Genomic DNA, 22,395 nt, shown 5'->3' on the forward strand with positions numbered 1-22,395 from the left:
TTATTATTATATACTATTTTTAATTTATACATAAAGAAAAAGCATGATTTCAATAGGAAATCATGCTTTTCTCTCATTATTGACGCTTTATAAATTTCGCTAAATCTTTAAATTTCACTTTATCTGAGTAATTCATTACGCCGTTTACGTAAATGCGGCTTGTAACAGCATTTAATACTGCAATTGTCGCCAATAAGACTGCTAATGTTATCGTAATTTCTAGCATACCTGCTTCACCAGCTACAATACGTGAGAAGGTAACCATTGGTGTAAAAAATGGAACGTAAGAACTTACAACAACGATAGTACTATTCGGATCACTTAATGATTTAATACTAATAAAGAATGCAGCCATAATTAAAATCATTACCGGGAAAGATACAGCTTGTAAATCCTCCGTCTTAGATACGACAGCTCCAGCAGCAGCATACATCATCGCATAAAGTAAATATCCCGTAATGAAATAAACAAGAAACATGCTGATAACTTTTGCATCTAATTTCGTAAAGTCAATTGGAATACCAAATAGTGAGGCACTTTCTAAATCGACCCAACCTAACAAATATGGAATAAGATAACCACACGCCAATACGACAAGTTGCAATAACGCCGTTGAAACAACCGCTAAAATTTTCGCATACATCATCGTAAGAGGCTTCACTTTCGGAAGCATTACTTCCATTACACGTGACGCCTTTTCAGATGCAATATTCATTGCGATTGTATTTCCGAACGCTACAATAAACATATATAAAGCAAATGTAAAGAAATAGGCAATTCCGAAAGAAGATGTACGATCTTTTATCGCTTCTTGCTTTACTTGAATTTCTGTTTGTAATTGCTGTGCAATTTCTGGTGAAACATTATTTTTGGCAATCGTCACCATCGTATATTGTTGCTTTAAATATCCTGCCATAATTGCAGAAGTTGCTTGGCTTGGAAATCCATTATACATATATGTAATCGATGGAGCCCCACCCTTTTCCGTCACATGGAATAGACCATCTAAATCGCCTTCTTCTACTTGCTTATGCAGTTTATCAAAATCATCCTTTGAACCAATTGTTATTTTTGCTGATGGCAATAGCTTATTTAGCTCGTCTTTTTGTACTTTATATGTGGAACTCTCTACTACAACTGCAATTTTATCTTTATCCTTATTTTTATCATCGCCTGAAGTAAAATGATTAAATGCAAAAATCCCAAACACAACTAAAAATAAAATCGCACTCGTAATTAATGATTTTTTAGATAAAAATGCTTCTCTAAAATAAAATGAAAATACGTGAGAAAATTTACGCATCGTTATTTCGCCCTCTCTACAAAAATTTCGTTTAACGTCGGCTCTAACATTTTAAATTGTCTTAAGGTAACACCCTGCTCTTGCAATTGTTGTAAAATGTTGAGAGCTTCTGCATCATCTTGTACTCGCACATAAAGAAGGCCTTGTTGTTTTTCATACGATACATGTATAGCTTCTAATCCCTTCTCATTCACTTCTGTATCTTCAATCGTTAAATTACGAAAACCATATTGTTTTTTAATATCACTTAACTGGCCTTTTACGACTGCTTCGCCTTTTTTCAAAATACATACATGTTGGCAAAAAGCCTCTACTTGTTCCATACGATGACTAGATAAAATAATTGTCTTTCCGCTCTGTACTTGTTCTTCAATAATGCTAGCTAACATTCCAGCATTCACTGGATCCAGTCCGCTAAATGGCTCATCTAAAATGAGAAGTTCTGGATTATGAAGAAGAGCAGCAATTAATTGAATTTTTTGCTGGTTCCCTTTTGAAAGCTCTCCTGCTGTTTTAAATTTATATTCTGGTATTGCTAATCGATCTAACCAGTGATCAATAGCAAGATCTACTTCTTTTTTCGTCATTCCTTCTAATCTACCAAAATATCGCAACTGGTCTATTACTCTACTTTTAGTATATAAACCTCTTTCTTCTGGTAAGTATCCTATCGTTACCCCACTAGTCCCAAATGGTTTTCCATCCCATGTAATAGAGCCTTCATTAGGCGTTAATAATCCGAGAAGCATTTTGATTGTCGTTGTTTTTCCTGCACCATTTCGTCCAAGTAATCCTAACACTTCACCTTTTGGTAACGAAATTTGCAAGCCGTTAACTGCTTTTGATTCCCCAAATTGTTTCGTTAAGTTTTGAATTTGTAAACTCAAAGTATAAAGCCTCCCCTTTAGTATCATTCATACTCTCTTTCAAAGACTATGTTTATTCAGGATAAAATATAGCACTACACTCCATCCTCTTATTATGTAGCATCTCTCTAATCCATCATTTGTTTCATTTAGTTAAAATTGTAAATAAAATTACATGATTTGTCAATTATTATTGTCATTTCGACAATTAAACTTGTCAAAATAATTCCCATCATTTTTTCTCATCTTTCTAATATAGGACATACTACTATATATACAAAAGACAATATGCAAATGTTCATACAAAAAATATTATTTTTCGATATATAATATTAACTGGTTTTCTAACATCAAGGAGGGTACATATGAAGATGAAAAGGGGCATTACCACTTTATTATCTGTAGCGGTTCTATCTACATCGCTTGTAGCATGTTCAGGAACACAAGAGAAAACAGTGGCGAAAGAAGAGAAAGTAAAATTAACAGACCAGCAATTAATGGCTGATTTATGGTATCAAACAGCCGGTGAAACGAAAGCACTGTACTACCAAGGATACAATATCGGTCAATTGAAACTTGATGCAGCTCTTGCAAAAGGAACCGAGAAAAAACCCGCTATCGTACTTGATTTAGATGAAACTGTTTTAGATAACAGTCCTCATCAAGCAATGAGCGTAAAAACAGGAAAAGGCTATCCGTATAAATGGGATGATTGGATTAATAAGGCTGAAGCTGAGGCCCTTCCAGGTGCAATTGATTTCTTAAAATATACAGAGTCTAAAGGTGTAGATATTTACTACATCTCAAATCGTAAAACGAACCAACTAGATGCAACAATTAAAAATCTTGAGCGTGTAGGCGCTCCTCAAGCAACAAAAGAACATATATTACTACAAGACCCGAAAGAAAAAGGAAAAGAAAAACGACGTGAACTCGTTTCTCAAACACATGATATCGTCTTATTCTTCGGTGATAACTTATCTGACTTCACTGGTTTTGATGGAAAGTCTGTAAAGGACCGAAACCAAGCAGTAGCAGATTCAAAAGCACAATTTGGTGAGAAATTTATTATTTTCCCTAATCCGATGTATGGTGATTGGGAAGGCGCTTTATATGATTATGATTTCAAAAAATCAGATGCAGAAAAAGATAAAATCCGCCATGACAACTTAAAATCATTTGATGCAAAATAAAAGAGGATGGCATGTGCCCTCCTCTTTTATTGCATATTTCTCGTTAAAGGTAAAATAAACACTTCTACACGTCTATTTTTCGCTTTTCCTTCTTGTGTATCATTTGGAGCAATTGACCGATATTCTCCGTAACCAACTGCACTAAATTTTCCTGGTTGTAATTCTTTATTTTGCAGTAATACTTGCATAAAATTAACTGCCCGCTGCGTACTTAATTCCCAGTTCGATGCAAATTGCGCATTTGCAATAGGAACATTATCTGTATGTCCAGATACTGTGATTTCACGAGGTGATGCTGAAACAAGTAAATTAGACATTTCTTTCGCAATACTTAACGATTCTAATTTTACGTCCGCTTTCCCAGAATCAAATAGTACATTTTCTAATATCGTTACCTTCAATCCCTTTTCTGTTAAATCAGTTTTAAAAGAAGAAGATAATCGATTTTCCTCAATATACTTATCAATACCTTTTTGTACCGCTTTTAATTCGTTCATTTCTTGTTGCTTTACTTCAGCTTCAGCATTCTTTTTAATCTTCTCAGACTCTAAACTACTTGCTGATAATTCCTTTTCATCATTTGGCTTCTGATCACTTAAAAATTCTTTGTTACCTGTTCCACCAGCTAATTCACTTCGAAAAGCAACAGCCATCTGTTTAAACTTAGCAGCATCTATACTGCTCATTGCGAATAAAACGATGAACAATGCAAACAACAACGTTAACATATCAGAATAAGGGATTAGCCAAGTTTCATCGATATGTTCTTCGTGTTTTTTCTTTTTACTTCTTCTATTTTTTTTACTCCGCATTTTTTTCTGCCCCTTTTTCAAGCTTTTTGCGCTCAGTTGCAGAAAGTGCACCTAAAATGCGGTTCTTCATAATAAACGGATATGTACCTTCTTGTAACATTAATAAACAATCAATAATTAAACGTTTTTTCTCTAATTCAGCTGCAGATTTTTGCTTTAATTTATTTGCAAATGGATGCCATAGTATATAACCTGAGAAAATACCAAAAATCGTTGCAATAAATGCACCCGAAATAGCGTGACCTAACTTTTCAATATCAGTTAAATTACCAAGTGCAGCTACAAGACCAATAACAGCACCTAAAACCCCTAATGTTGGTGCATATGTACCAGCTTGAGAAAAAATTGCTGCCCCCTTTGCATGCCTTTCTTCAATTGCTTCTAATTCAGCTTCTAAAATCTGTTCTAAATCTTCTGCAGATACGCCATCAATCACAAACTTCATACCACGCAAAAGAAATTCATCTTGAATTTTGTCTAATTGCTGCTCTAAAGACAAAATACCGTATTTTCTACTTTCAGATGTCCAATGAACAAACAATTCTAGCAACTGTTCATAACTTAAATCTTTTTTATTAGAACCAAAAAGAACTTTAAATAATTTTGGAATCTTTTTTAATTGATCCATCGGAAATGCGATACATACTGCAGCAAATGTACCTACAAAAATAATTAATGCTGCGGCAGGATTAACTAAGGCCATTACGTCAGCGCCCTTGACGACCATCCCTACAACTACCGCCACTACTCCTAAAATGATTCCAATAAGTGTTGCAAAATCCATTCCCATTCACTCCTAGTCTATACAAGAAGTTCTTTATTCTCGATAATCGCTACATCTTCTTATGTATATATATTACATAAAAAATGAATTTCATGAAAGATAAGAAATGAATTATATAAAAAAATACTACAATTCCACACATTTTCTGACATTTTCTTTGCATTTCTATTACGTTACGACTCTTATATTTCTTTTTCAGTAAACTAGACTTATAATAAAAAACGATACATATTTTATTAAGAAAGGATCGTGATTACAAGGCATCATGAAAAAAATAATCCTTATTTCTGCCGCTACTATTGTAATCGGTATCACTTCTTTCGCTTACTTTGATTCTAAATCGCCACTACAAAATGAGGCGAAAGCTGTCGAAAGTCAACAGCATAATAATCACCAAAAAGAAGAGATTCCTGCTTTTCCAAAAGCTGATCATAACGCCAAGAAGCTAGACAATGATTTTTCCGTTGTAACAAATCCAGATTCTAACCTTGTATTAGTTAATAAACATCGAAAACTACCAGATGGATACACACCTGAAGACTTAACAAGACCAAATGTACCATTTACTAGTCCAAAAGATAAAGAAAAAACATTGCTACGCAAAGATGCTGCAGATGCGCTTGAAAATATGTTTGCAGCAGCAAAAAAAGAAGGACTTGAACTTACAGCTGTATCTGGTTATCGTTCATACAAACGCCAAAAATCATTACATGATACATACGTTAGACGTCAAGGAAAAGCTGAGGCAGATTCAGTAAGCGCCATTCCTGGTACGAGTGAACATCAAACTGGTTTAGCAATGGATATTAGTTCAAAATCTGCTAAATTCCAATTAGAGCCTATTTTTGGAGAGACAGCCGAAGGTAAATGGGTTGCAAAACATGCTCATGAATTTGGCTTTGTCATTCGTTATTTAGAAGATAAAACAGAAACAACAGAATACTCATATGAACCGTGGCATTTGCGCTACGTTGGAAATCCATACGCTACATACATATATAAACATCATTTAACATTAGAAGAAGCGATGGAAGACAAAAAATAAGAGAGCATGTTGCTCTCTTATTTTTCTTTCACTCTATTATTGTAGTAATTTTTTCTTCCACTCTTCAGGCCACGGTTCGCCTCTTCCTGTTTTTTTCGACGCTTGGACCATCATTCCACGACCAACTAAACAAACCTCTCCTTCTGCATTCTTCACCATATAATGCAAATCTAATGAAGAATTTCCAACTGATCCCGCTTTTACATACACCTTCAACTGTTCATCAAAATATATTTGTTTAATAAAATTACATTGTAAATCCGCAACAACAATCATCGTTTCTGAAGATTCATGCGTCCATTCTTGCATAAATCCAAGTTCTTTAAACAATGCGATACGCGCTTCTTCAAAATAGGTGAAGGCAACGACATTATTTACATGTCCAAACATATCTACTTCACCAAAACGAACCTTTACAGGATTGTAAAACGAAAAACCACTTTCCCATTGCTCAAAGTCTTCAATATAAGAAATCCTCTTCATTGTTCCCTCTCCTTTTCGCTTTAAAATAAACAGAATAAACAGAAAAATGCAGTTATAAATATTGCCCCTTCGAAATGAAGAGGCAATATTTTTTAATAGTTATTGTCGCTACCAAAGAAATCTTTGAACGATTGAATTGTTGTATCACGGTTTAACGCCGCAATTGAAGTTGTTAATGGAATACCCTTTGGACATGATTGCACACAGTTTTGAGAGTTACCACAGTTTGCAAGTCCTCCATCACCCATAATTGCACGTAAGCGATCTGCTTTATGCATTTCACCCGTTGGATGTGAGTTAAATAAACGAGCTTGTGATAACGGTGCTGGTCCAATAAAGTCCGATTTACTATTTACGTTTGGACATGATTCTAAGCAAACACCACATGTCATACATTTTGAAAGCTCATAAGCCCATTGACGTTTCTTCTCTGGCATCCTTGGTCCTGGTCCTAAGTCATACGTACCATCAATTGGAATCCAAGCTTTAACACGTTTTAGAGCATTAAACATGCGACTACGGTCAACTTGTAAGTCACGAACAACCGGGAATGTCTTCATCGGTTTTAAGCGAATTGGTTGTTCTAATTGATCGATAAGCGCTGTACATGATTGACGTGGTTTTCCGTTAATCACCATCGAACATGCACCACATACTTCCTCTAAACAGTTCATATCCCATGCAATCGGAGTTGTTTTGTTTCCTTTTGAATCAACAGGATTACGACGAATTTCCATAAGCGCCGAAATAATATTCATATTCGGACGATACGGAATTTCAAACTCTTGGTCAAACGCTTGCGCATCTGGTCCGTCTTGTCTCGTAATGATGAGGCGGATTGTTTTCTCAGACATGTTGTTTATCCCCCTTCTCTTCACTCTTAGCAGCTACATCGTGTTTTGAAGAATAATCACGTTTACGTGGTTTAATTAATGAAATATCCACGTCTTCGTAATGGAATGCCGGTGCATTTCCTTCTCCTTCAAATTTCGCCATCGTAGTTTTTAAGAAGTTTGCATCATCACGATTTGGGAATTCAGGTTTGTAATGCGCCCCACGGCTCTCATTACGGTTATATGCACCAATTGTAATAACACGTGCTAATTCAAACATATTTGCAAGTTGGCGTGTAAATGAAGCACCTTGGTTGCTCCATCTCGCTGTATCGTTAATGTTAATACGTTTGTAGCGAGCCATTAACTCTTCAATTTTTGCATCTGTTTCTAATAATTTTTTATTTTCACGAACTACTGTAACGTTATCTGTCATCCATTCTCCAAGCTCTTTATGAAGAACATACGCATTTTCGTTACCATCGAGCGTTAAAATATTGTTAAATTTCTCTGTTTCGATTAATTCATTTTGTTCATACACAGTAGATGAAACAGCATCTGATGATTTAGAAAGACCTTTCATATATTCAATTGCATTTGGTCCTGCTACCATACCACCGTAAATTGCTGATAATAGTGAGTTCGCGCCAAGACGGTTACCACCGTGCATAGAATAATCACACTCACCTGCTGCAAATAAACCTGGAATGCTTGTCATCTGCTTATAATCAACCCATAGCCCGCCCATTGAATAGTGAACAGCTGGGAAGATTTTCATTGGTAGTTTACGAGGATCATCACCTGTAAATTTCTCATAGATTTCAATAATTCCACCAAGTTTAATATCTAGTTCTTTCGGATCTTTATGAGAAAGATCTAAGTACACCATGTTTTCACCGTTAATACCTAGTTTTTGCTCTACGCAAACATCAAAGATTTCACGCGTTGCGATATCACGAGGTACAAGGTTTCCGTAAGCCGGATATTTTTCTTCTAAGAAATACCATGGTTTACCATCTTTATATGTCCAAACACGTCCACCTTCACCACGTGCAGATTCACTCATCAGACGTAATTTATCGTCTCCAGGAATTGCCGTTGGGTGAATTTGAATGAACTCACCGTTTGCATAATATGCGCCTTGTTGATATACAGCAGAAGCTGCTGTACCTGTATTGATAATGGAGTTTGTTGATTTTCCGAAGATGATACCAGGGCCCCCTGTTGCCATAATCACGGCATCAGCTCGGAAACTTCTAATCTCCATAGTTTGTAAGTCTTGTGCAACGATTCCTCGGCACACACCTTCATCATCAATAACAGCTCGTAAGAAATCCCAACCTTCATATTTCGTTACAAGTCCTGCTACTTCGTGACGACGTACTTGCTCATCTAATGCGTATAGTAATTGCTGTCCAGTTGTTGCACCAGCAAATGCTGTACGGTGATGTTGAGTTCCACCAAAACGACGGAAATCAAGAAGTCCTTCTTCCGTACGGTTGAACATAACACCCATACGGTCCATTAAATGAATGATACCAGGTGCTGCTTCACACATTGCTTTAACTGGTGGTTGGTTCGCTAAGAAGTCCCCACCATAAATTGTATCGTCAAAGTGGATCCATGGAGAATCCCCTTCACCTTTCGTATTTACGGCACCGTTAATTCCACCTTGGGCACATACAGAATGCGAACGTTTTACTGGTACTAAAGAGAACAGTTCAACATTTACTCCTGCTTCCGCCGCTTTAATCGTTGCCATTAAGCCAGCCAAGCCACCGCCGACTACTATAAGTTTCCCTTTCATGCTCTCCCACTCCTTACTGGTTTGCTAGCTGTGGATCGATGAACGCTAATAATGCACTCACACCTACATAAGATAGACCTAAGAAAATAGCTAATGTTACATAAGTAGAGATTCTTTGTGAACGTGGAGATACTGTAATTCCCCAGCTGATGCAGAATGTCCATAGTCCATTTGCAAAGTGGAAAATTGTTGAAACAACACCAACTAAGTAGAATGCAAACATAGCTGGATTGTTTAAAATATCTGCCATCATGTCATAGTTTACCTCTTTACCTAACGCTGCTTGAATACGAGTTTCCCAGACGTGCCAAGAAATGAAAATCAGTGTAACGATACCTGAAATTCTTTGGAAGACGAACATCCAGTTGCGGAAATAACCGTAAGAAACCGCATTGTTCTTAGCTGTAAATGCAATATATAAGCCATATATAGCATGGTACAGTATTGGTAAAAAGATAATGAAAATTTCTAGCGCATACCGGAATGGAAGGAGCTCCATAAAGCCTGCAGCTTTGTTAAAAGCCTCTGCTCCTCGTGTTGCAAAGTTGTTTACAATTAAATGTTGCGTCAAAAAGACACCAACCGGGATGACCCCCATTAATGAGTGCCACTTACGAAACGTATACTCGCGGCCTTTCATGTCCCCATTACCCCCCTTGAATGATTGACTGCTGTTTTCAGATTAGTTTATGGCAATAATGTTTTTTCACTATTGGCATAAGAAAAACTGAAAAAATTATTCGAAATATTTCAGCATAATTTGATACCAAGTTCATTTTACTCCTATTTTTGTCGAAGCGTCAAGAAAACGTATACATAATTTGCATATAATTTGCCAATTCTTTTTTTCTTCTTATATATTCAGATTTTCCCAAAGAAAAATCTGTTTTTATAAATGAGAAATGTTATATAATAATCCCTATAGAAAGAGGGGAATATTGTGAGTAAAAATACAATCGATACAACATCTTTAGAAGATGTTTCATTGAACGCCTTCGCTTACGAATTGCTACGTGAAGAATTACTACCTGATTTAATCGGTAACGATCTAGATGGTATTTTATACTGGTCCGGTAGAAACCTTGCAAGAAAATATCCACTAGACACAATTGAAGAAGTCATTCAGTTCTTTGAAAAAGCTGGCTGGGGCACTTTAAGCATTATTGAACATAAGCGTCGTGAAATGCAGTTCCAACTTAAAGGCACACTCATCGCTGAACGTCAAAAACAAAAAAGACATTCTTCTTATCAATTAGAAGCTGGGTTCATCGCTGAACAAATTCAAAAGCAACGAAACGTCGTTGCAGAGTCCTACGAAGAAAAGAAAAAACGTTCAGACTCTATTACATTTCTCGTAAAATGGGATATAAAAGACCTCATTGAAGTGTAGCATTACCCACAGTCAACTAGACATATCAGTTTAGTTGACTTTTTGCATTTTCATTCATTTGAATTTATTTTAAATCTTCAGAAATTATACCAAAAAATAGAAGACGTTGTAAACTACAACGTCTTCTTATCCGCTAAATAACTATAAATCGTCTCTGCGACATTTTTCGGCATACCCGCTTCGACAAATTCTGTTACAGAAGCCTCTTTCATCTTTTTTAGCGATCCGAAATGTTTTAACAATATCTTTTTTCGTTTATCTCCAATTCCAGGAATATCATCGAGTGCCGATTGAATGACAGATTTCCCGTGTAATTGACGATGGAATGTAATTGCAAATCGATGCACTTCATCTTGAATGCGCTGCAATAAATAAAATTCTTGGCTATTTCTCTCAAGCATCACAGGTTCAGGTGGATCTCCAATAATTAAATGAGATGTTTTATGTTTGTCATCTTTTACAAGACCTGCCATCGGAATATATAAACCGAGCTCATTTTCTAAAACATCACTTGCAGCCGCCAGATGACCTTTTCCGCCATCAATAATGATTAAATCTGGTAAAGGTAACCCCTCTTTCAGCGCCCTTGTATAACGGCGTCTCACAACTTCTCTCATAGACTCATAATCATCTGGTCCTTGAACTGTTTTAATTTTATATTTCCTGTATTCTTTCTTAGCTGGTTTCCCATCAATAAAAGCAATCATTGCCGAAACAGGATTTGTCCCTTGAATATTTGAGTTATCAAACGCTTCAATACGATAAGGCGTTTCAATTCCGAGCTGCTCCCCTAAATTCTCTACCGCTTTAATCGTTCGTTCTTCATCACGTTCAATTAAATAGAATTTCTCTTCCAAGGCAATCTTCGCATTTTTATTTGCCAGTTCTACAAGATCTTTTTTCTTACCGCGTTTCGGCTGTGTCGCTTCCACTTCTAAAAAGCGTTCTACTAATTCAGAGTCTATACTTCCTGGAACGACAATTTCTTTCGGCTTAAAATGACTGCTGTTTTCATAAAATTGACCGATAAACGTTAAGAACCCCTCTTCTGGTTCATCGTAGATTGGAAACATAGAAACATCACGTTCAATTAGCTTTCCTTTTCGAACGAAGAAAACTTGAACACACATCCACCCTTTATCAACTGCATAGCCAAACACATCACGATCCACTAAATCACTCATAATCATCTTTTGCTTTTCCATAATCGCATCGATATGAGCAATTTGATCACGTAACTCTTTTGCACGTTCAAACTCTAGTTTCTCTGAAGCTTCATACATTTTTGTTTCTAATTCTGAACGAACTTCTTTATGTCCACCATTTAAAAACTTAATAATTTCATCTACAATTTCTTTATTTTGTTCTTCCGTAACTTCTTTCACACAAGGTGCTAAACATTGACCCATATGATAATATAAACAAACTTTATCGGGCATATTTGAGCACTTACGAAGCGGGTACATACGATCTAGCAGTTTTTTCGTTTCATGAGCTGATTGTGCATTCGGATAAGGACCAAAATACTTTCCCTTATCCTTTTTTACATTTCGCGTAATGAGTAATCGCGGCTGTTTCTCAGCTGTAATTTTAATAAAAGGATATGTTTTATCATCTTTTAATTGAATATTATATTTTGGATCATGTTTTTTTATTAAGTTTAACTCTAAAATGAGAGCCTCTAGATTTGAGGAGGTTACAATATATTCAAAATCTACAATTTCTCCTACTAACCGAAGTGTTTTCCCATCATGCGAACCAGTAAAGTACGAGCGCACACGATTTTTAAGCACTTTTGCCTTTCCGACATATATAACCGTTCCTTGCTTATCTTTCATTAAATAACAACCAGGTTGATCTGGTAAAATGGCCAATTTTTCTTTTAAATGTTCGTGCACTCGTTACCCTCCATTTCTACATGCTTAGCATTTTTATTTTCACATGAAAACATACTATGCCAAAATACCCAACATACGTTCTTTCATTGTAACGGAAAGGTGTAAAAAAGGAAAATAAAAAAGGCTACCATTTGGTAGCCTTTTTATTTTAGAAGTGTTTAGAAACTAATTCTACTAACGCTTCTTTCGGTTTGTAACCTAACGCTTGATCAACTACTTTACCGTCTTTTAATACGAAAAGAGCTGGAATGCTCATTACTTCGAATTGACGAGCAGTTTCTTGATTTTCATCCACGTCTACTTTTACTACTTTTACTTTTTCGCCTAGTTCTGCATCAATTTCCTCTAATACAGGAGCGATCATTTTACAAGGTCCACACCAAGGTGCCCAGAAATCTAATAATACAACACCTTCGCTAGTTTCTGCTGCGAAGCTTTGGTCATTTGCGTTTACAATTGCCATTTTATTTCCTCCTTCAAGTATATTCTACCAAGAGTATATCATTAACTTATATACGTGGCGAATAATATGTATCGTTATGTATTGTAACAAAAAAGTGTTCCTTTATACTATATAAAAATACGGATTAAATACTAAAAAGATGAGAGACAGGGGATCTCTCACCTTTTTCTATATATAGGGGTACTTCACTTGGAACTCAAGGGTACTCAAATCATGAATGTACTTTTAACTTTTTAAACTCTTCTGTTAAAAGAGGTACCACTTCAAATAGATCGCCAACAATACCGTAGTCAGCTACTTTGAAGATACTTGCTTCTGGGTCTTTATTAATCGCAACGATTATTTTTGAGTTAGACATACCAGCTAAATGCTGAATCGCTCCAGAAATACCGCATGCAATGTATAGGTCTGGCGTAACAACTTTACCAGTTTGACCAATTTGTAATGAGTAATCGCAATACTCAGCGTCACAAGCACCACGAGATGCTCCAACAGCGCCGCCTAATACGTCAGCTAACTCTTTTAATGGTTTGAACCCTTCTTCGCTCTTCACACCGCGTCCGCCAGCGATAATAACTTTTGCTTCAGAAAGATCAACGCCTTCTGCCGTCTTACGAACGACATCTTGAATGATTGTACGCAAGTCTTTCACATCTACTGTAATAGAAGACACGTCACCACTGCGAGACTCATCTTTTTCGAGCGTTGCGATGTTATTTGGACGCACTGTCGCAAATAAGATGCCGTCTGTTACAATCTTCTTCTCAAACGCTTTACCAGAGTAAATTGGACGAGTAAAGATAACATTTCCACCTTCAACTTCTAAAGCAGTTACGTCAGAAACTAGACCAGCTTCAAGCTTCGCTGCTAATTTTGGTGATAAATCTTTACCAAGTGCTGTATGTCCAAATACAATTCCTTCTGGATTTTCTTCAGCATATACAGCTAAAAATGCTTGTGCATAGCCATCAGATGTATATGATTTTAATTTATCATTTTCAACTGTCACAACGCGATCTGCACCGTAATGAATCAATTCATTTGCAAAAGAAGCAACGCTATCTCCAACTAGAAGACCTACTACTTCACCGCCTTCTGCAATTGTTTTTGCTGCTGCTACCGCTTCAAACGAAACGTTACGTAGCGATCCATCACGAACTTCACCCATTACTAATACTTTACGAGCCATAGATTTTCCCTCCTGCATATATAATTTCGTATTTTATTAGATTACTTTCGCTTCTGTATGGAGCAACGATACAAGTTCTTTTACTTGATCTTGCAGCTCGCCTTGTAACACTTTTCCTGCATCTTTCTTAGGAGGCAAATAGATTTCAATTGTTTTTGTCTTTGCTTCCACATCATCTTCTTCTAAATCTAAATCATCTAATTCTAATTCTTCTAGTGGCTTTTTCTTCGCTTTCATAATACCTGGAAGCGATGGATAACGAGGTTCATTTAAACCTTGCTGTGCTGTTACTAAAACTGGTAATGAAGTTTCAATCACTTCTGTATCACCTTCAACATCGCGCTCAATCTTCACGTTTGTACCGTCAATTTCAAGTTTTGTAATTGTCGTTACGTACGGAATATTTAACGCTTCAGCTACACGCGGACCAACTTGTCCAGATGCACCATCAATTGCAACGTTTCCGCCTAAAATTAAATCTGCATCTTTATCTTTTAAATATTCAGCAAGCACTTTTGCTGTCGTGAACTGGTCACCATTTTCTACATCATCTTCAATATTAATTAATACCGCTTTATCGCAGCCCATCGCTAACGCCGTACGAAGTTCTTTCTCACTATCTTCGCCACCAACTGTTACGACAGTAACTTCTCCACCTTGTGCGTCTCTTACTTGAATTGCTTCTTCAATTGCATATTCATCGTAAGGGTTGATGATGAATTCCGCTTCGCCATCGTAAATTGCACCGTTTTTAATTACGATTTTTTCTTCTGTATCAAATGTTCGTTTCATGAGTACGTAGATGTTCATTCCATTTACCCCCTTGTTTTTCAGAAAGATTCTATCAATTTTAATTTTCTGTTAATTTATATTAAAAAAATAATTGAACTACCTGCCGCTAAATGAAGGCTTACGTTTTTCTAAAAACGCCGCTACACCTTCTCTTCCATCTTCACTCGTAAATACTTCACCAAAGATTTGAGCTTCGCGTTGTACACCTTCATAATAATGAGACGATTTCGTCGTTTGCAATAACTCTAGTACAGCACGAGTCGTCGCTGGGCTTTTTCCAGCAATCTGTTTTGCAACTTTAAGCGTATCATCTAAAAATGTTTCTTCAGCAAAAACTCCGTTAACTAGTCCCCATTTTAATGCTTCTGCACCAGTAATCGGTGTACTTGTTAACATCATTTCACAAGCTTTCGCTTTCCCAACATAACGTGGTAATCGCTGTGTACCTGCAAATCCAGGAATTAATCCAAGTGTTAATTCAGGTAAACCAAGTTTTGCACTTTCAGTTGCAAAGCGCATGTGGCAAGACATAGCAAACTCAAGGCCGCCGCCAAGTGCCGCTCCATGAATTGCCGCGATAACTGGTTTTGAACATTTTTCAACGCGCTCAAACGTAACTTGTCCAAGCTGCGCTAATTCAGTCGCTTGCTTCGCTTCAGTAACAGATGTAAATTCTTTAATATCTGCTCCCGCCGAGAAGAAGCGCCCTTCACCGTGAATAACAACAACACGAATGTTATCATCCTTCTCCACTTGATCAATTAATTCAGTAACGTCATGCATAACTTGTGAAGACATCGCGTTAGCTGGCGCATGATTTAACGTAGCCACCGCGATATGATCTTCAACTCTTACAGATAGGAATTTCAACATGATCCCTCCCATTATTGACGATAACCACAAGCTGCAATAAGTAGCCCATGTACCGTTTTTGAAAGTGCGACCAGATCATACTTATGATCGCTCATTACCCAATTGGTCACAACTTCATCTACTGTTCCAAAGATCATTTGTCTTGCCACGCGAACATTTAAATCCGCTTGGAATTCACCTTGCTTTATACCTGTCTCTAAAATCTCATCAATAACTTGTAAGTAGCCTTTTAATACTTCATTTATTTTCAGGCGTAAGTCTTGATTGGACTGTCTTAGCTCTAATTGCGTAACGATAGCAAGAGGATCATTTTGCGACAACAGCAAGAAGTGCGTTTCTACCAACATGAATAACTTCGATACAGCGCTTTCAATTCCTGCTGTTTTTTGACGAATTGTTTCGACAAATTCTCCCATCTTCTCTTGGAATAAGGATATTAATATATCTTCTTTATTTTTAAAATATAAATAAATCGTGCCATCAGCTACCCCAGCTTGCTTTGCTATTTTAGAAACTTGCGCTTGGTGGTACCCATTCTCCGCAATCACAATGACTGCCGCATCAATAATTTGATTGTATTTCGGTCTATTTTTCTTCACTTTACTGTCCCCTTCAAGAAGATGACTGAATGAATAGTCATTCATATTCTTATAATACTGACTATTTAGAAAAGTGTCAATCCCATTTTTTCAAAAAGAAAGGGCCTTAGCCCGTTTGCTCATCCTCATTCTTTCTTTTCTCTTCCTCAATTAGGACACGGCGCAAAATTTTCCCAACTGTCGTTTTCGGCAGTTCATCTCTAAACTCATATACTTTCGGAACTTTATAGGCCGCTAAATATTTACGAGCAAACTGATTTAATTCTTCCTCAGAACACGCCGTACCTTCTTTTAACACAACAAACGCTTTAACTGTCTCTCCCCTATACGGATCGGGAACTCCAATCGTCACTACTTCTTGCACTTTTTCATGCTCATATAATACTTCTTCTACTTCACGAGGATACACATTAAATCCACTCGCAACAATCATATCTTTCTTACGATCTTTCACATAGAAAAAGCCATCTTCATCCATGTAGCCAACATCCCCTGTATGAAGCCACCCATCTTGCAGCACAGCTGCTGTTTCTTCTGGCTTATTCCAATACCCTTTCATAACTTGAGGGCCTTTTACTACAATTTCACCGATTTCTCCCGGTGGTAATGCCTCACCAGTTTCAAGCGACATAATCATTGCTTCTGTATCTGGCCACGGAACTCCAATGCTACCTGGCACTCGCTTTTCCCATAAAAAATTACTATGTGTAACTGGAGATGATTCTGTTAAACCATATCCCTCTACTAGTTTACCACCTGTAACTGTTTCGAACTTTTCCTGTACCTCTACCGGCAGTGGTGCTGATCCACTAATACAAGCACGAATAGAAGAAATATCGTATTCTTTTAAAAGCGGGCTATTTAAAAGAGCGATATAAATAGTTGGTGCCCCTGGGAACAATGTCACTTTATGCTTCTTAATCGCTTCAAAGACCATTTTCATATCAAATTTTGGAATAAGAACCATTTTGTATCCTTGCATAATACTTAAATTCATAACAGCCGTCATGCCATACACGTGGAAAAATGGAAGAACCCCAAGAACGACTTCTTCTCCTTCTTTGCAATTATATAACCATTGAACTCCCATCAAAGTGTTAGAAACGAGGTTTTTATGCGTTAACATAACGCCTTTCGGAAATCCAGTTGTTCCTCCTGTGTACTGTAAAAGAGCTAAATCATTTTCAGGATCACAAGGCACCTCAACATCCGTATTCACTTCTTTTTCTACTGAGTTCCAAAGGTGAATCGTTTCACTCTCTGATACTTTCACAACTAAATTTGACTGTTTTTTCTGCACAAATGGATACAATAGATTTTTAGGGAAGGGCAAAAAGTCCGCAATACGAGTTACGATAATATGCTCAATTTTTGTAGCAGATTGAACATTCGTTACTCTTGGGAACACTAAATCGAGGCAAAGAATGACTTTTGCTCCCGAGTCATGAAGTTGATATTCTAATTCTCTTTCTGTATATAATGGATTTGTTTGGACTACGATACCTCCCGCAAGTAATGTACCGTAATAACCGATTACAGCTTGCGGACAATTCGGCAACATAATGGCAACTCGATCACCCTTTTCCACACCGAGCTTTTGAAGATAATTTGCAAATCTCTTCACCTTATCATGAAAGTCTGAAAATGTAATATCCTTCCCTAAAAAGTGAAGCGCTTTCTTTTCTGGGTAGCGAGAAGCCATCTGTTCTACATATTTATGAAGCGGCTGAATATCATAAGAAATTGTACTTGGAATTTCCTCTGGATAATTTTTCAACCATGGTTTTTCCACCTTCATTCCCCCTTCAAATACATAAAAATAAATGAATGTTCATTCATGAGGTTGTTTTCATTATATTATAGTCACCATAACGTTACAATCATAATATTCTGACTTTTATATAACTATGCTTCACTCCATTAACTTCTTATTATATGTACAAACTCTCCTAATCTATAAAAAAATAAGAGAGTTATTATTTAGCTTAATCTTATTATCGTTAACACAGCTCCTGGTGTAGTTGTTGATAATGTTGCAACAGCTAACAAACCAAATAGTTGCAAACTAATAGCATCTCCTGCTGCAAGAGTTGTAATAATTGTTGCGCTAAATGATGTAGTTGCTAACGCAGGAGAATTGATCGTTCCAGCAAGTGGTGCTCCATTAATTGTAATACGAGAACTGACTAATAATGAAGCCGTTATATTAATCGTATATGAAATATAATAATTCCCAGCATTTGCAACCGTAAATACTGTATTCCCACCAGAAACAGTAATTCCTGGACCGATGTTTTGATTATTCGGAAGCGGGACATTCGTTCCACCAAGAAGTACCGATATCGCTGTTCCCGACGTATTATTTGCAAATGCATACGTCGCCGTGATACTTGTACCTGTAGCTCCGGTTGCCCCCGTTGCTCCTGTTGGACCTGTTGATCCTGTTATTCCTGTCGCTCCCGTTGGACCCGTTGATCCTGTTACTCCTGTCGCTCCCGTTGGACCCGTTGATCCTGTTACTCCCGTCGCTCCCGTTGGACCTGTTGATCCTGTTACTCCCGTCGCTCCCGTTGGACCTGTTGATCCTGTTACTCCCGTCGCTCCCGTTGACCCTGTTATTCCCGTCGCTCCCGTTGGACCTGTTGATCCTGTTATTCCTGTCGCTCCCGTTGGACCCGTTGATCCTGTTACTCCTGTCGCTCCCGTTGGACCCGTTGATCCTGTTACTCCCGTCGCTCCCGTTGGACCTGTTGACCCTGTTGCTCCTGTTGCTCCCGTTGATCCCGTTGATCCCGTTGATCCGGTTGGACCTGTGTCACCTGTTGCTCCCGTTGGACCTGTTGATCCTGTTACTCCCGTCGCTCCCGTTGGACCTGTTGATCCTGTTACTCCCGTCGCTCCCGTTGACCCTGTTATTCCCGTCGCTCCCGTTGGACCTGTTGATCCTGTTATTCCTGTCGCTCCCGTTGGACCTGTTGATCCTGTTACTCCTGTCGCTCCCGTTGGACCCGTTGATCCTGTTACTCCCGTCGCTCCCGTTGGACCTGTTGACCCTGTTGCTCCTGTTGCTCCCGTTGATCCCGTTGATCCCGTTGATCCGGTTGGACCTGTGTCACCTGTTGCTCCTGTTGGGCCTGTCGCTCCCGTTGATCCTGTTGCCCCCGTCGGACCGGTTGGACCAACCTTAGGTACTGTCCCATCACAACTAAAACAGCATGAATCAACATGTACACCATTTTGATTATTACAACTACAATATCCATTTGTATTATTGAGCCATGAAGACATGTTGATCACTTCCTTTACATTCGATCTTTTAAGTACAATCAACGAGTTAGAAAACAACTATCTAAATAACAAAGACATACTTTGCCTAGTGGGGATAAACGCAGATTTATTCCATACATTCTAGTAATTATTACATGCGATTCTCACTCCTGTTGCTTGTACTTTCGCCTTCTTGCTCAAACGAAATTCTTTTTCTCCATTCTGCATACACATATAAATTTCAATCCAATTGGTGTATTCATCGGCAGATTACTTGCAGTTGGAATTGTACTTTTCTTTTCATGAAAATTAGGGTTTAGCTCAACACTCCTTACTTTAATAAGAACCGGTATTTCAGCTCTCGGCTCAGCGATTATTCCCCCCTTTTATTGTTAACACAGATTTGAACGTTGCTGTACTTGGAGCGCCTTATTTCTTATGGCTAATGAGAAAGAGTGGGAAGAAGGTTAATTAAAAAAGAGGCTTCTTACGTGAGAAGCCTCTTTTTTCATTCATTCTCATAAGCCCGAAGGAAACTATCTTTTTTTCACGAATTTAACCTATGAACATAACTAGGAGGGATAACAATGTACCAAACTATTGAAGGCTTCTTACAATCGTGGACATACGAGGCTGAATCTACTCAAAAGATGCTCGATGTACTAACAGATGAATCTTTGTCACAAGAAATTGCACCTGGACATTGGACGTTAGGAAGAGTCGCTTGGCATATCGTGACGGCAATTCCTGTTATACTATCTGGCACAGGGCTAAAGTTTGAAGGAGAAACGAAAGATTATCCTGTTCCAACTTCTGCAAAAACAATTGCAGCTGAATACCGTAAAGTAAACGCGGCTTTTGTTGAAACACTTCAAAGTAAATGGACTGATAAAGACTTAGCTACTATTAATGACTTCTTTGGTCGCCCTATGCCGAATTCTATATTTTTAATGACACTCATCAATCATCAAAATCATCACCGCGGGCAAATGACGGTATTAATGAGGCAAGCTGGCTTAACAGTCCCTGGCGTATATGGCCCTGCAAAAGAAGAATGGGCTGCCGCTGGAATGGAAGCTCCTAAAATGTAACAGCAGAAAAAGACAAGGTGTTTACACATCTTGTCTTTTTCTGTAACTTGTTTCATGTGAAACTATTTTACGTATTCTTATCATACAGTTATATCTTCCTTCTCTATATTTTTAATTCCGTAATATGCAATGGCAACTCCAATTGCTGCCAATGCTAGTTGAAGGGGAAGAAAAGTTGCTGTAGAAAACTCTGGGTTGCTATTCATTGCAATTGAGACAACGATAAGAGATGAAACAATTGTAGTTGGCACTGAACGTTTACGCATTCCGAAACATAGAGGGATTAAACTCATTCCCGCAGTTGCAATGGCTAAAGGAACCAGTTTTATTCCTTCTTGCACCAATTGATCTACTGTGAATGAATTAGGAAGAATTGAAAAATAGCTATCTATCCCAAAGAAAATTCCTACTACTAAAATGTTAGATACAATAACTGTTATAAATGTTACTATCGCTGTAATAGCCAACTTACTAGCCATCATTTTCTTTCGGTTAATAGGATAAGAAAACATAAGTAGTATTGTTTTATTTTTATATTCGCCAATTATTAACCTTGCGATTAATACACTACCAAAAATAATAAATGTTGCTCTTACTATTGTGCTAGCCATTAACAATATCGTCTCTGGATTCCTTATTTCTGCATCACCTTCTACTTGAGCGATGATGCTCACAAAGATCATTACTGCCAGTATAACAATATTCGCAATAATTGCCCTCTTCACGTACCAACCAAGCTTAAACTTTTTCAATTCTAGCTTCATTAAATGTAGCATGATAGTGTCCTCCTTCCTCCTAAGATTTAATCAATATAAATGACTCCTGTTTCACTTAAAATCTTCGCTTCATTTTTCGCATCACCAATTGTTCCTACTTTTATTTTTTCTGTATTTTTATCTTTCTTAAGTCCTTTTAAATCCACTATTACGTCAGCCGAATTACTTTTAGCCATAAGCTTCAATGATGCCGGGACACCTTTATACCGTACGCCAATATCCCCTGATTTTGTTTCTACAAATAATGATTTTCCTACTGTCATATCTTTCAGTAATACTTCCCCAGATGTTGAAGTGATGTTCATATTTTCGTTTTTTACATTTTTTACATAATTATCACCAGTAGTGGAAGTTATATTTACTTCTTGTAATGAACTATCTTTTAACATTAAATCTCCGCTTTCGGATGTAAATTCACCCTTCTCTGCCGATAGTCCTGTAATCATTCCATCTCCAGATTTGCCTTTTGTCACGATGCTTTTTACTACTATATCGTTTATTTTCACATCACCCGATTTATTATTTAATACAATTTTATCTATTTCTTTCTTCGGAATAGCTATACATATACTATTTTTCTTCCTAAACGTAAAACCATAAAAAAATCTGGTCGCCTTTTGTTTTTGCTTAACTATAACTTTATTCCCTGCCTGTTCTATTTCGACAGGATCTACCTCTTTATCTAAACGTTTACCTTGAGCCGAAATGACTATTTTGTTAGCATCTGTACTTTTAAATTCAATATTCCAATTTTCATTGTCTACTTCTATTTCTTTTATATTATTTATATCAAAAGACTTTTCTTTCTTAAAATCTTTCCCCTGAAATACCTTAATACCAAAAACTACACTAGCAATTGTAATGAATACTATTGCAATTACTATTATTCTTTTCACCATTCATACCCCAGTTCGTTTTTGTTTTAAGCTTA

At 37.2% G+C, this 22,395-nt stretch carries 22 protein-coding genes; 4 read left to right on the top strand and 18 right to left on the bottom strand.

All coding sequences use genetic code 11. From position 1 onward, the window contains the following. Positions 1-76 precede the first annotated feature (76 nt). Positions 77-1,303, bottom strand: coding sequence for an ABC transporter permease (locus NLJ82_RS22070; protein ID WP_001224982.1), 1,227 nt, complete (start codon positions 1,301-1,303; stop codon positions 77-79). 2 nt (positions 1,304-1,305) lie between these two features. After that, complete coding sequence (locus NLJ82_RS22075; protein WP_000058123.1) at positions 1,306-2,190, bottom strand: ABC transporter ATP-binding protein; 885 nt, start codon at positions 2,188-2,190, stop codon at positions 1,306-1,308. Between the two features lie 344 nt (positions 2,191-2,534). Here NLJ82_RS22075 and NLJ82_RS22080 point away from each other — a divergent pair, with 344 nt between their 5' ends. Then, complete coding sequence (locus NLJ82_RS22080) at positions 2,535-3,362, top strand: 5'-nucleotidase, lipoprotein e(P4) family (RefSeq protein WP_000782776.1); 828 nt, start codon at positions 2,535-2,537, stop codon at positions 3,360-3,362. Positions 3,363-3,388: 26 nt separating this feature from the next. Here the strand turns inward: NLJ82_RS22080 and motB are convergent, their stop codons facing one another. Further along, positions 3,389-4,174, bottom strand: coding sequence for a flagellar motor protein MotB (motB, locus tag NLJ82_RS22085; RefSeq protein WP_001256753.1), 786 nt, complete (start codon positions 4,172-4,174; stop codon positions 3,389-3,391). Then, positions 4,164-4,958 (bottom strand): flagellar motor stator protein MotA, encoded by a 795-nt coding sequence (gene motA / locus NLJ82_RS22090; protein ID WP_000344867.1) that lies wholly within the window; start codon positions 4,956-4,958, stop codon positions 4,164-4,166. Before motA ends, motB begins: the two co-directional genes overlap by 11 nt. 265 nt (positions 4,959-5,223) lie before the next feature. Here motA and NLJ82_RS22095 point away from each other — a divergent pair, with 265 nt between their 5' ends. After that, positions 5,224-6,003 carry a M15 family metallopeptidase gene (locus NLJ82_RS22095; RefSeq protein WP_000720579.1) on the top strand — a complete coding sequence of 260 codons (780 nt, stop codon included), beginning with the start codon at positions 5,224-5,226 and terminating at the stop codon, positions 6,001-6,003. Between the two features lie 36 nt (positions 6,004-6,039). Here the strand turns inward: NLJ82_RS22095 and NLJ82_RS22100 are convergent, their stop codons facing one another. The 4 genes from NLJ82_RS22100 to sdhC all read right to left on the bottom strand — a co-directional run bounded on the left by NLJ82_RS22100 (position 6,040) and on the right by sdhC (position 9,766). Next, complete coding sequence (locus NLJ82_RS22100; protein ID WP_000822740.1) at positions 6,040-6,486, bottom strand: acyl-CoA thioesterase; 447 nt, start codon at positions 6,484-6,486, stop codon at positions 6,040-6,042. Positions 6,487-6,578: 92 nt separating this feature from the next. Beyond that, positions 6,579-7,340: a succinate dehydrogenase iron-sulfur subunit gene (gene sdhB, locus NLJ82_RS22105; RefSeq protein WP_001291826.1), complete on the bottom strand. Its 762-nt coding sequence runs from the start codon at positions 7,338-7,340 to the stop codon at positions 6,579-6,581. Further along, on the bottom strand, positions 7,333-9,126 hold the full coding sequence (gene sdhA / locus NLJ82_RS22110) for a succinate dehydrogenase flavoprotein subunit (RefSeq protein WP_000676735.1): 1,794 nt from the start codon (positions 9,124-9,126) through the stop codon (positions 7,333-7,335). The genes sdhB and sdhA overlap by 8 nt, the downstream gene beginning before the upstream one ends. A 13-nt stretch (positions 9,127-9,139) precedes the next feature. Beyond that, a complete protein-coding gene (sdhC, locus tag NLJ82_RS22115; RefSeq protein ID WP_000678352.1) occupies positions 9,140-9,766 on the bottom strand; it encodes a succinate dehydrogenase cytochrome B558 in 627 nt (208 codons plus the stop codon). Between the two features lie 300 nt (positions 9,767-10,066). On the opposite strand from sdhC, the gene NLJ82_RS22120 reads away from it, so the two are divergent. Then, positions 10,067-10,516 (top strand): YslB family protein, encoded by a 450-nt coding sequence (locus NLJ82_RS22120; protein ID WP_000042220.1) that lies wholly within the window; start codon positions 10,067-10,069, stop codon positions 10,514-10,516. A 113-nt stretch (positions 10,517-10,629) separates the two neighbouring features. Here NLJ82_RS22120 and uvrC read toward each other — a convergent pair whose 3' ends face one another. From uvrC to NLJ82_RS28945, 8 genes are all read right to left on the bottom strand, one after another. Further along, positions 10,630-12,414, bottom strand: coding sequence for an excinuclease ABC subunit C (uvrC, locus tag NLJ82_RS22125; RefSeq protein ID WP_000544270.1), 1,785 nt, complete (start codon positions 12,412-12,414; stop codon positions 10,630-10,632). A 148-nt stretch (positions 12,415-12,562) separates the two neighbouring features. After that, positions 12,563-12,877 carry a thioredoxin gene (gene trxA / locus NLJ82_RS22130; RefSeq protein ID WP_001018943.1) on the bottom strand — a complete coding sequence of 105 codons (315 nt, stop codon included), beginning with the start codon at positions 12,875-12,877 and terminating at the stop codon, positions 12,563-12,565. 211 nt (positions 12,878-13,088) lie between these two features. Continuing rightward, entirely contained in the window at positions 13,089-14,066 is a 978-nt protein-coding gene (etfA, locus tag NLJ82_RS22135; protein ID WP_000101965.1) for an electron transfer flavoprotein subunit alpha, read from the bottom strand. 36 nt (positions 14,067-14,102) lie between these two features. Then, positions 14,103-14,876 carry an electron transfer flavoprotein subunit beta gene (gene etfB / locus NLJ82_RS22140; protein WP_001029030.1) on the bottom strand — a complete coding sequence of 258 codons (774 nt, stop codon included), beginning with the start codon at positions 14,874-14,876 and terminating at the stop codon, positions 14,103-14,105. Between the two features lie 78 nt (positions 14,877-14,954). Continuing rightward, the gene (locus NLJ82_RS22145; protein WP_000911295.1) at positions 14,955-15,731 is read right to left on the bottom strand and encodes an enoyl-CoA hydratase; all 777 of its coding nucleotides are present in this window, start codon (positions 15,729-15,731) and stop codon (positions 14,955-14,957) included. An 11-nt stretch (positions 15,732-15,742) separates the two neighbouring features. After that, positions 15,743-16,330 (bottom strand): fatty acid metabolism transcriptional regulator FadR, encoded by a 588-nt coding sequence (fadR, locus tag NLJ82_RS22150; protein WP_000742222.1) that lies wholly within the window; start codon positions 16,328-16,330, stop codon positions 15,743-15,745. A gap of 106 nt (positions 16,331-16,436) precedes the next feature. Further along, on the bottom strand, positions 16,437-18,122 hold the full coding sequence (locus tag NLJ82_RS22155; RefSeq protein WP_000414716.1) for a long-chain-fatty-acid--CoA ligase: 1,686 nt from the start codon (positions 18,120-18,122) through the stop codon (positions 16,437-16,439). Positions 18,123-18,310: 188 nt separating this feature from the next. Beyond that, positions 18,311-19,618, bottom strand: a complete 1,308-nt coding sequence (locus NLJ82_RS28945) for a BclA C-terminal domain-containing protein (protein WP_254754595.1) — start codon at positions 19,616-19,618, stop codon at positions 18,311-18,313. Between the two features lie 566 nt (positions 19,619-20,184). Here NLJ82_RS28945 and NLJ82_RS22165 point away from each other — a divergent pair. Further along, on the top strand, positions 20,185-20,688 hold the full coding sequence (locus tag NLJ82_RS22165) for a DinB family protein (protein WP_000284985.1): 504 nt from the start codon (positions 20,185-20,187) through the stop codon (positions 20,686-20,688). Between the two features lie 80 nt (positions 20,689-20,768). On the opposite strand, the gene NLJ82_RS22170 is transcribed toward NLJ82_RS22165, so the two are convergent. Further along, on the bottom strand, positions 20,769-21,464 hold the full coding sequence (locus NLJ82_RS22170) for an ABC transporter permease (RefSeq protein WP_000902928.1): 696 nt from the start codon (positions 21,462-21,464) through the stop codon (positions 20,769-20,771). A gap of 26 nt (positions 21,465-21,490) precedes the next feature. Further along, positions 21,491-22,363, bottom strand: coding sequence for a DUF4097 family beta strand repeat-containing protein (locus NLJ82_RS22175; protein ID WP_000240790.1), 873 nt, complete (start codon positions 22,361-22,363; stop codon positions 21,491-21,493). Positions 22,364-22,395 lie beyond the last annotated feature (32 nt).

It is taken from the genome of Bacillus paranthracis, from assembly GCF_024296885.1.
Lineage (GTDB): Bacteria > Bacillota > Bacilli > Bacillales > Bacillaceae_G > Bacillus_A > Bacillus_A paranthracis.

Excerpts from the sequence above, each read along its gene's own strand:
- NLJ82_RS22070 (WP_001224982.1), bottom strand. The coding sequence starts at position 1,303 with ATGCGTAAATTTTCTCACGTATTTTCATTTTATTTTAGAGAAGCATTT.
- NLJ82_RS22080 (WP_000782776.1), top strand. The coding sequence starts at position 2,535 with ATGAAGATGAAAAGGGGCATTACCACTTTATTATCTGTAGCGGTTCTA.
- motB (WP_001256753.1), bottom strand. The coding sequence starts at position 4,174 with ATGCGGAGTAAAAAAAATAGAAGAAGTAAAAAGAAAAAACACGAAGAA.
- motA (WP_000344867.1), bottom strand. The coding sequence starts at position 4,958 with ATGGATTTTGCAACACTTATTGGAATCATTTTAGGAGTAGTGGCGGTA.
- NLJ82_RS22095 (WP_000720579.1), top strand. The coding sequence starts at position 5,224 with ATGAAAAAAATAATCCTTATTTCTGCCGCTACTATTGTAATCGGTATC.
- NLJ82_RS22100 (WP_000822740.1), bottom strand. The coding sequence starts at position 6,486 with ATGAAGAGGATTTCTTATATTGAAGACTTTGAGCAATGGGAAAGTGGT.
- sdhB (WP_001291826.1), bottom strand. The coding sequence starts at position 7,340 with ATGTCTGAGAAAACAATCCGCCTCATCATTACGAGACAAGACGGACCA.
- sdhA (WP_000676735.1), bottom strand. The coding sequence starts at position 9,126 with ATGAAAGGGAAACTTATAGTAGTCGGCGGTGGCTTGGCTGGCTTAATG.
- sdhC (WP_000678352.1), bottom strand. The coding sequence starts at position 9,766 with ATGAAAGGCCGCGAGTATACGTTTCGTAAGTGGCACTCATTAATGGGG.
- trxA (WP_001018943.1), bottom strand. The coding sequence starts at position 12,877 with ATGGCAATTGTAAACGCAAATGACCAAAGCTTCGCAGCAGAAACTAGC.
- etfA (WP_000101965.1), bottom strand. The coding sequence starts at position 14,066 with ATGGCTCGTAAAGTATTAGTAATGGGTGAAGTTCGTGATGGATCGCTA.
- etfB (WP_001029030.1), bottom strand. The coding sequence starts at position 14,876 with ATGAACATCTACGTACTCATGAAACGAACATTTGATACAGAAGAAAAA.
- NLJ82_RS22145 (WP_000911295.1), bottom strand. The coding sequence starts at position 15,731 with ATGTTGAAATTCCTATCTGTAAGAGTTGAAGATCATATCGCGGTGGCT.
- NLJ82_RS28945 (WP_254754595.1), bottom strand. The coding sequence starts at position 19,618 with ATGTCTTCATGGCTCAATAATACAAATGGATATTGTAGTTGTAATAAT.
- NLJ82_RS22165 (WP_000284985.1), top strand. The coding sequence starts at position 20,185 with ATGTACCAAACTATTGAAGGCTTCTTACAATCGTGGACATACGAGGCT.
- NLJ82_RS22170 (WP_000902928.1), bottom strand. The coding sequence starts at position 21,464 with ATGCTACATTTAATGAAGCTAGAATTGAAAAAGTTTAAGCTTGGTTGG.
- NLJ82_RS22175 (WP_000240790.1), bottom strand. The coding sequence starts at position 22,363 with ATGGTGAAAAGAATAATAGTAATTGCAATAGTATTCATTACAATTGCT.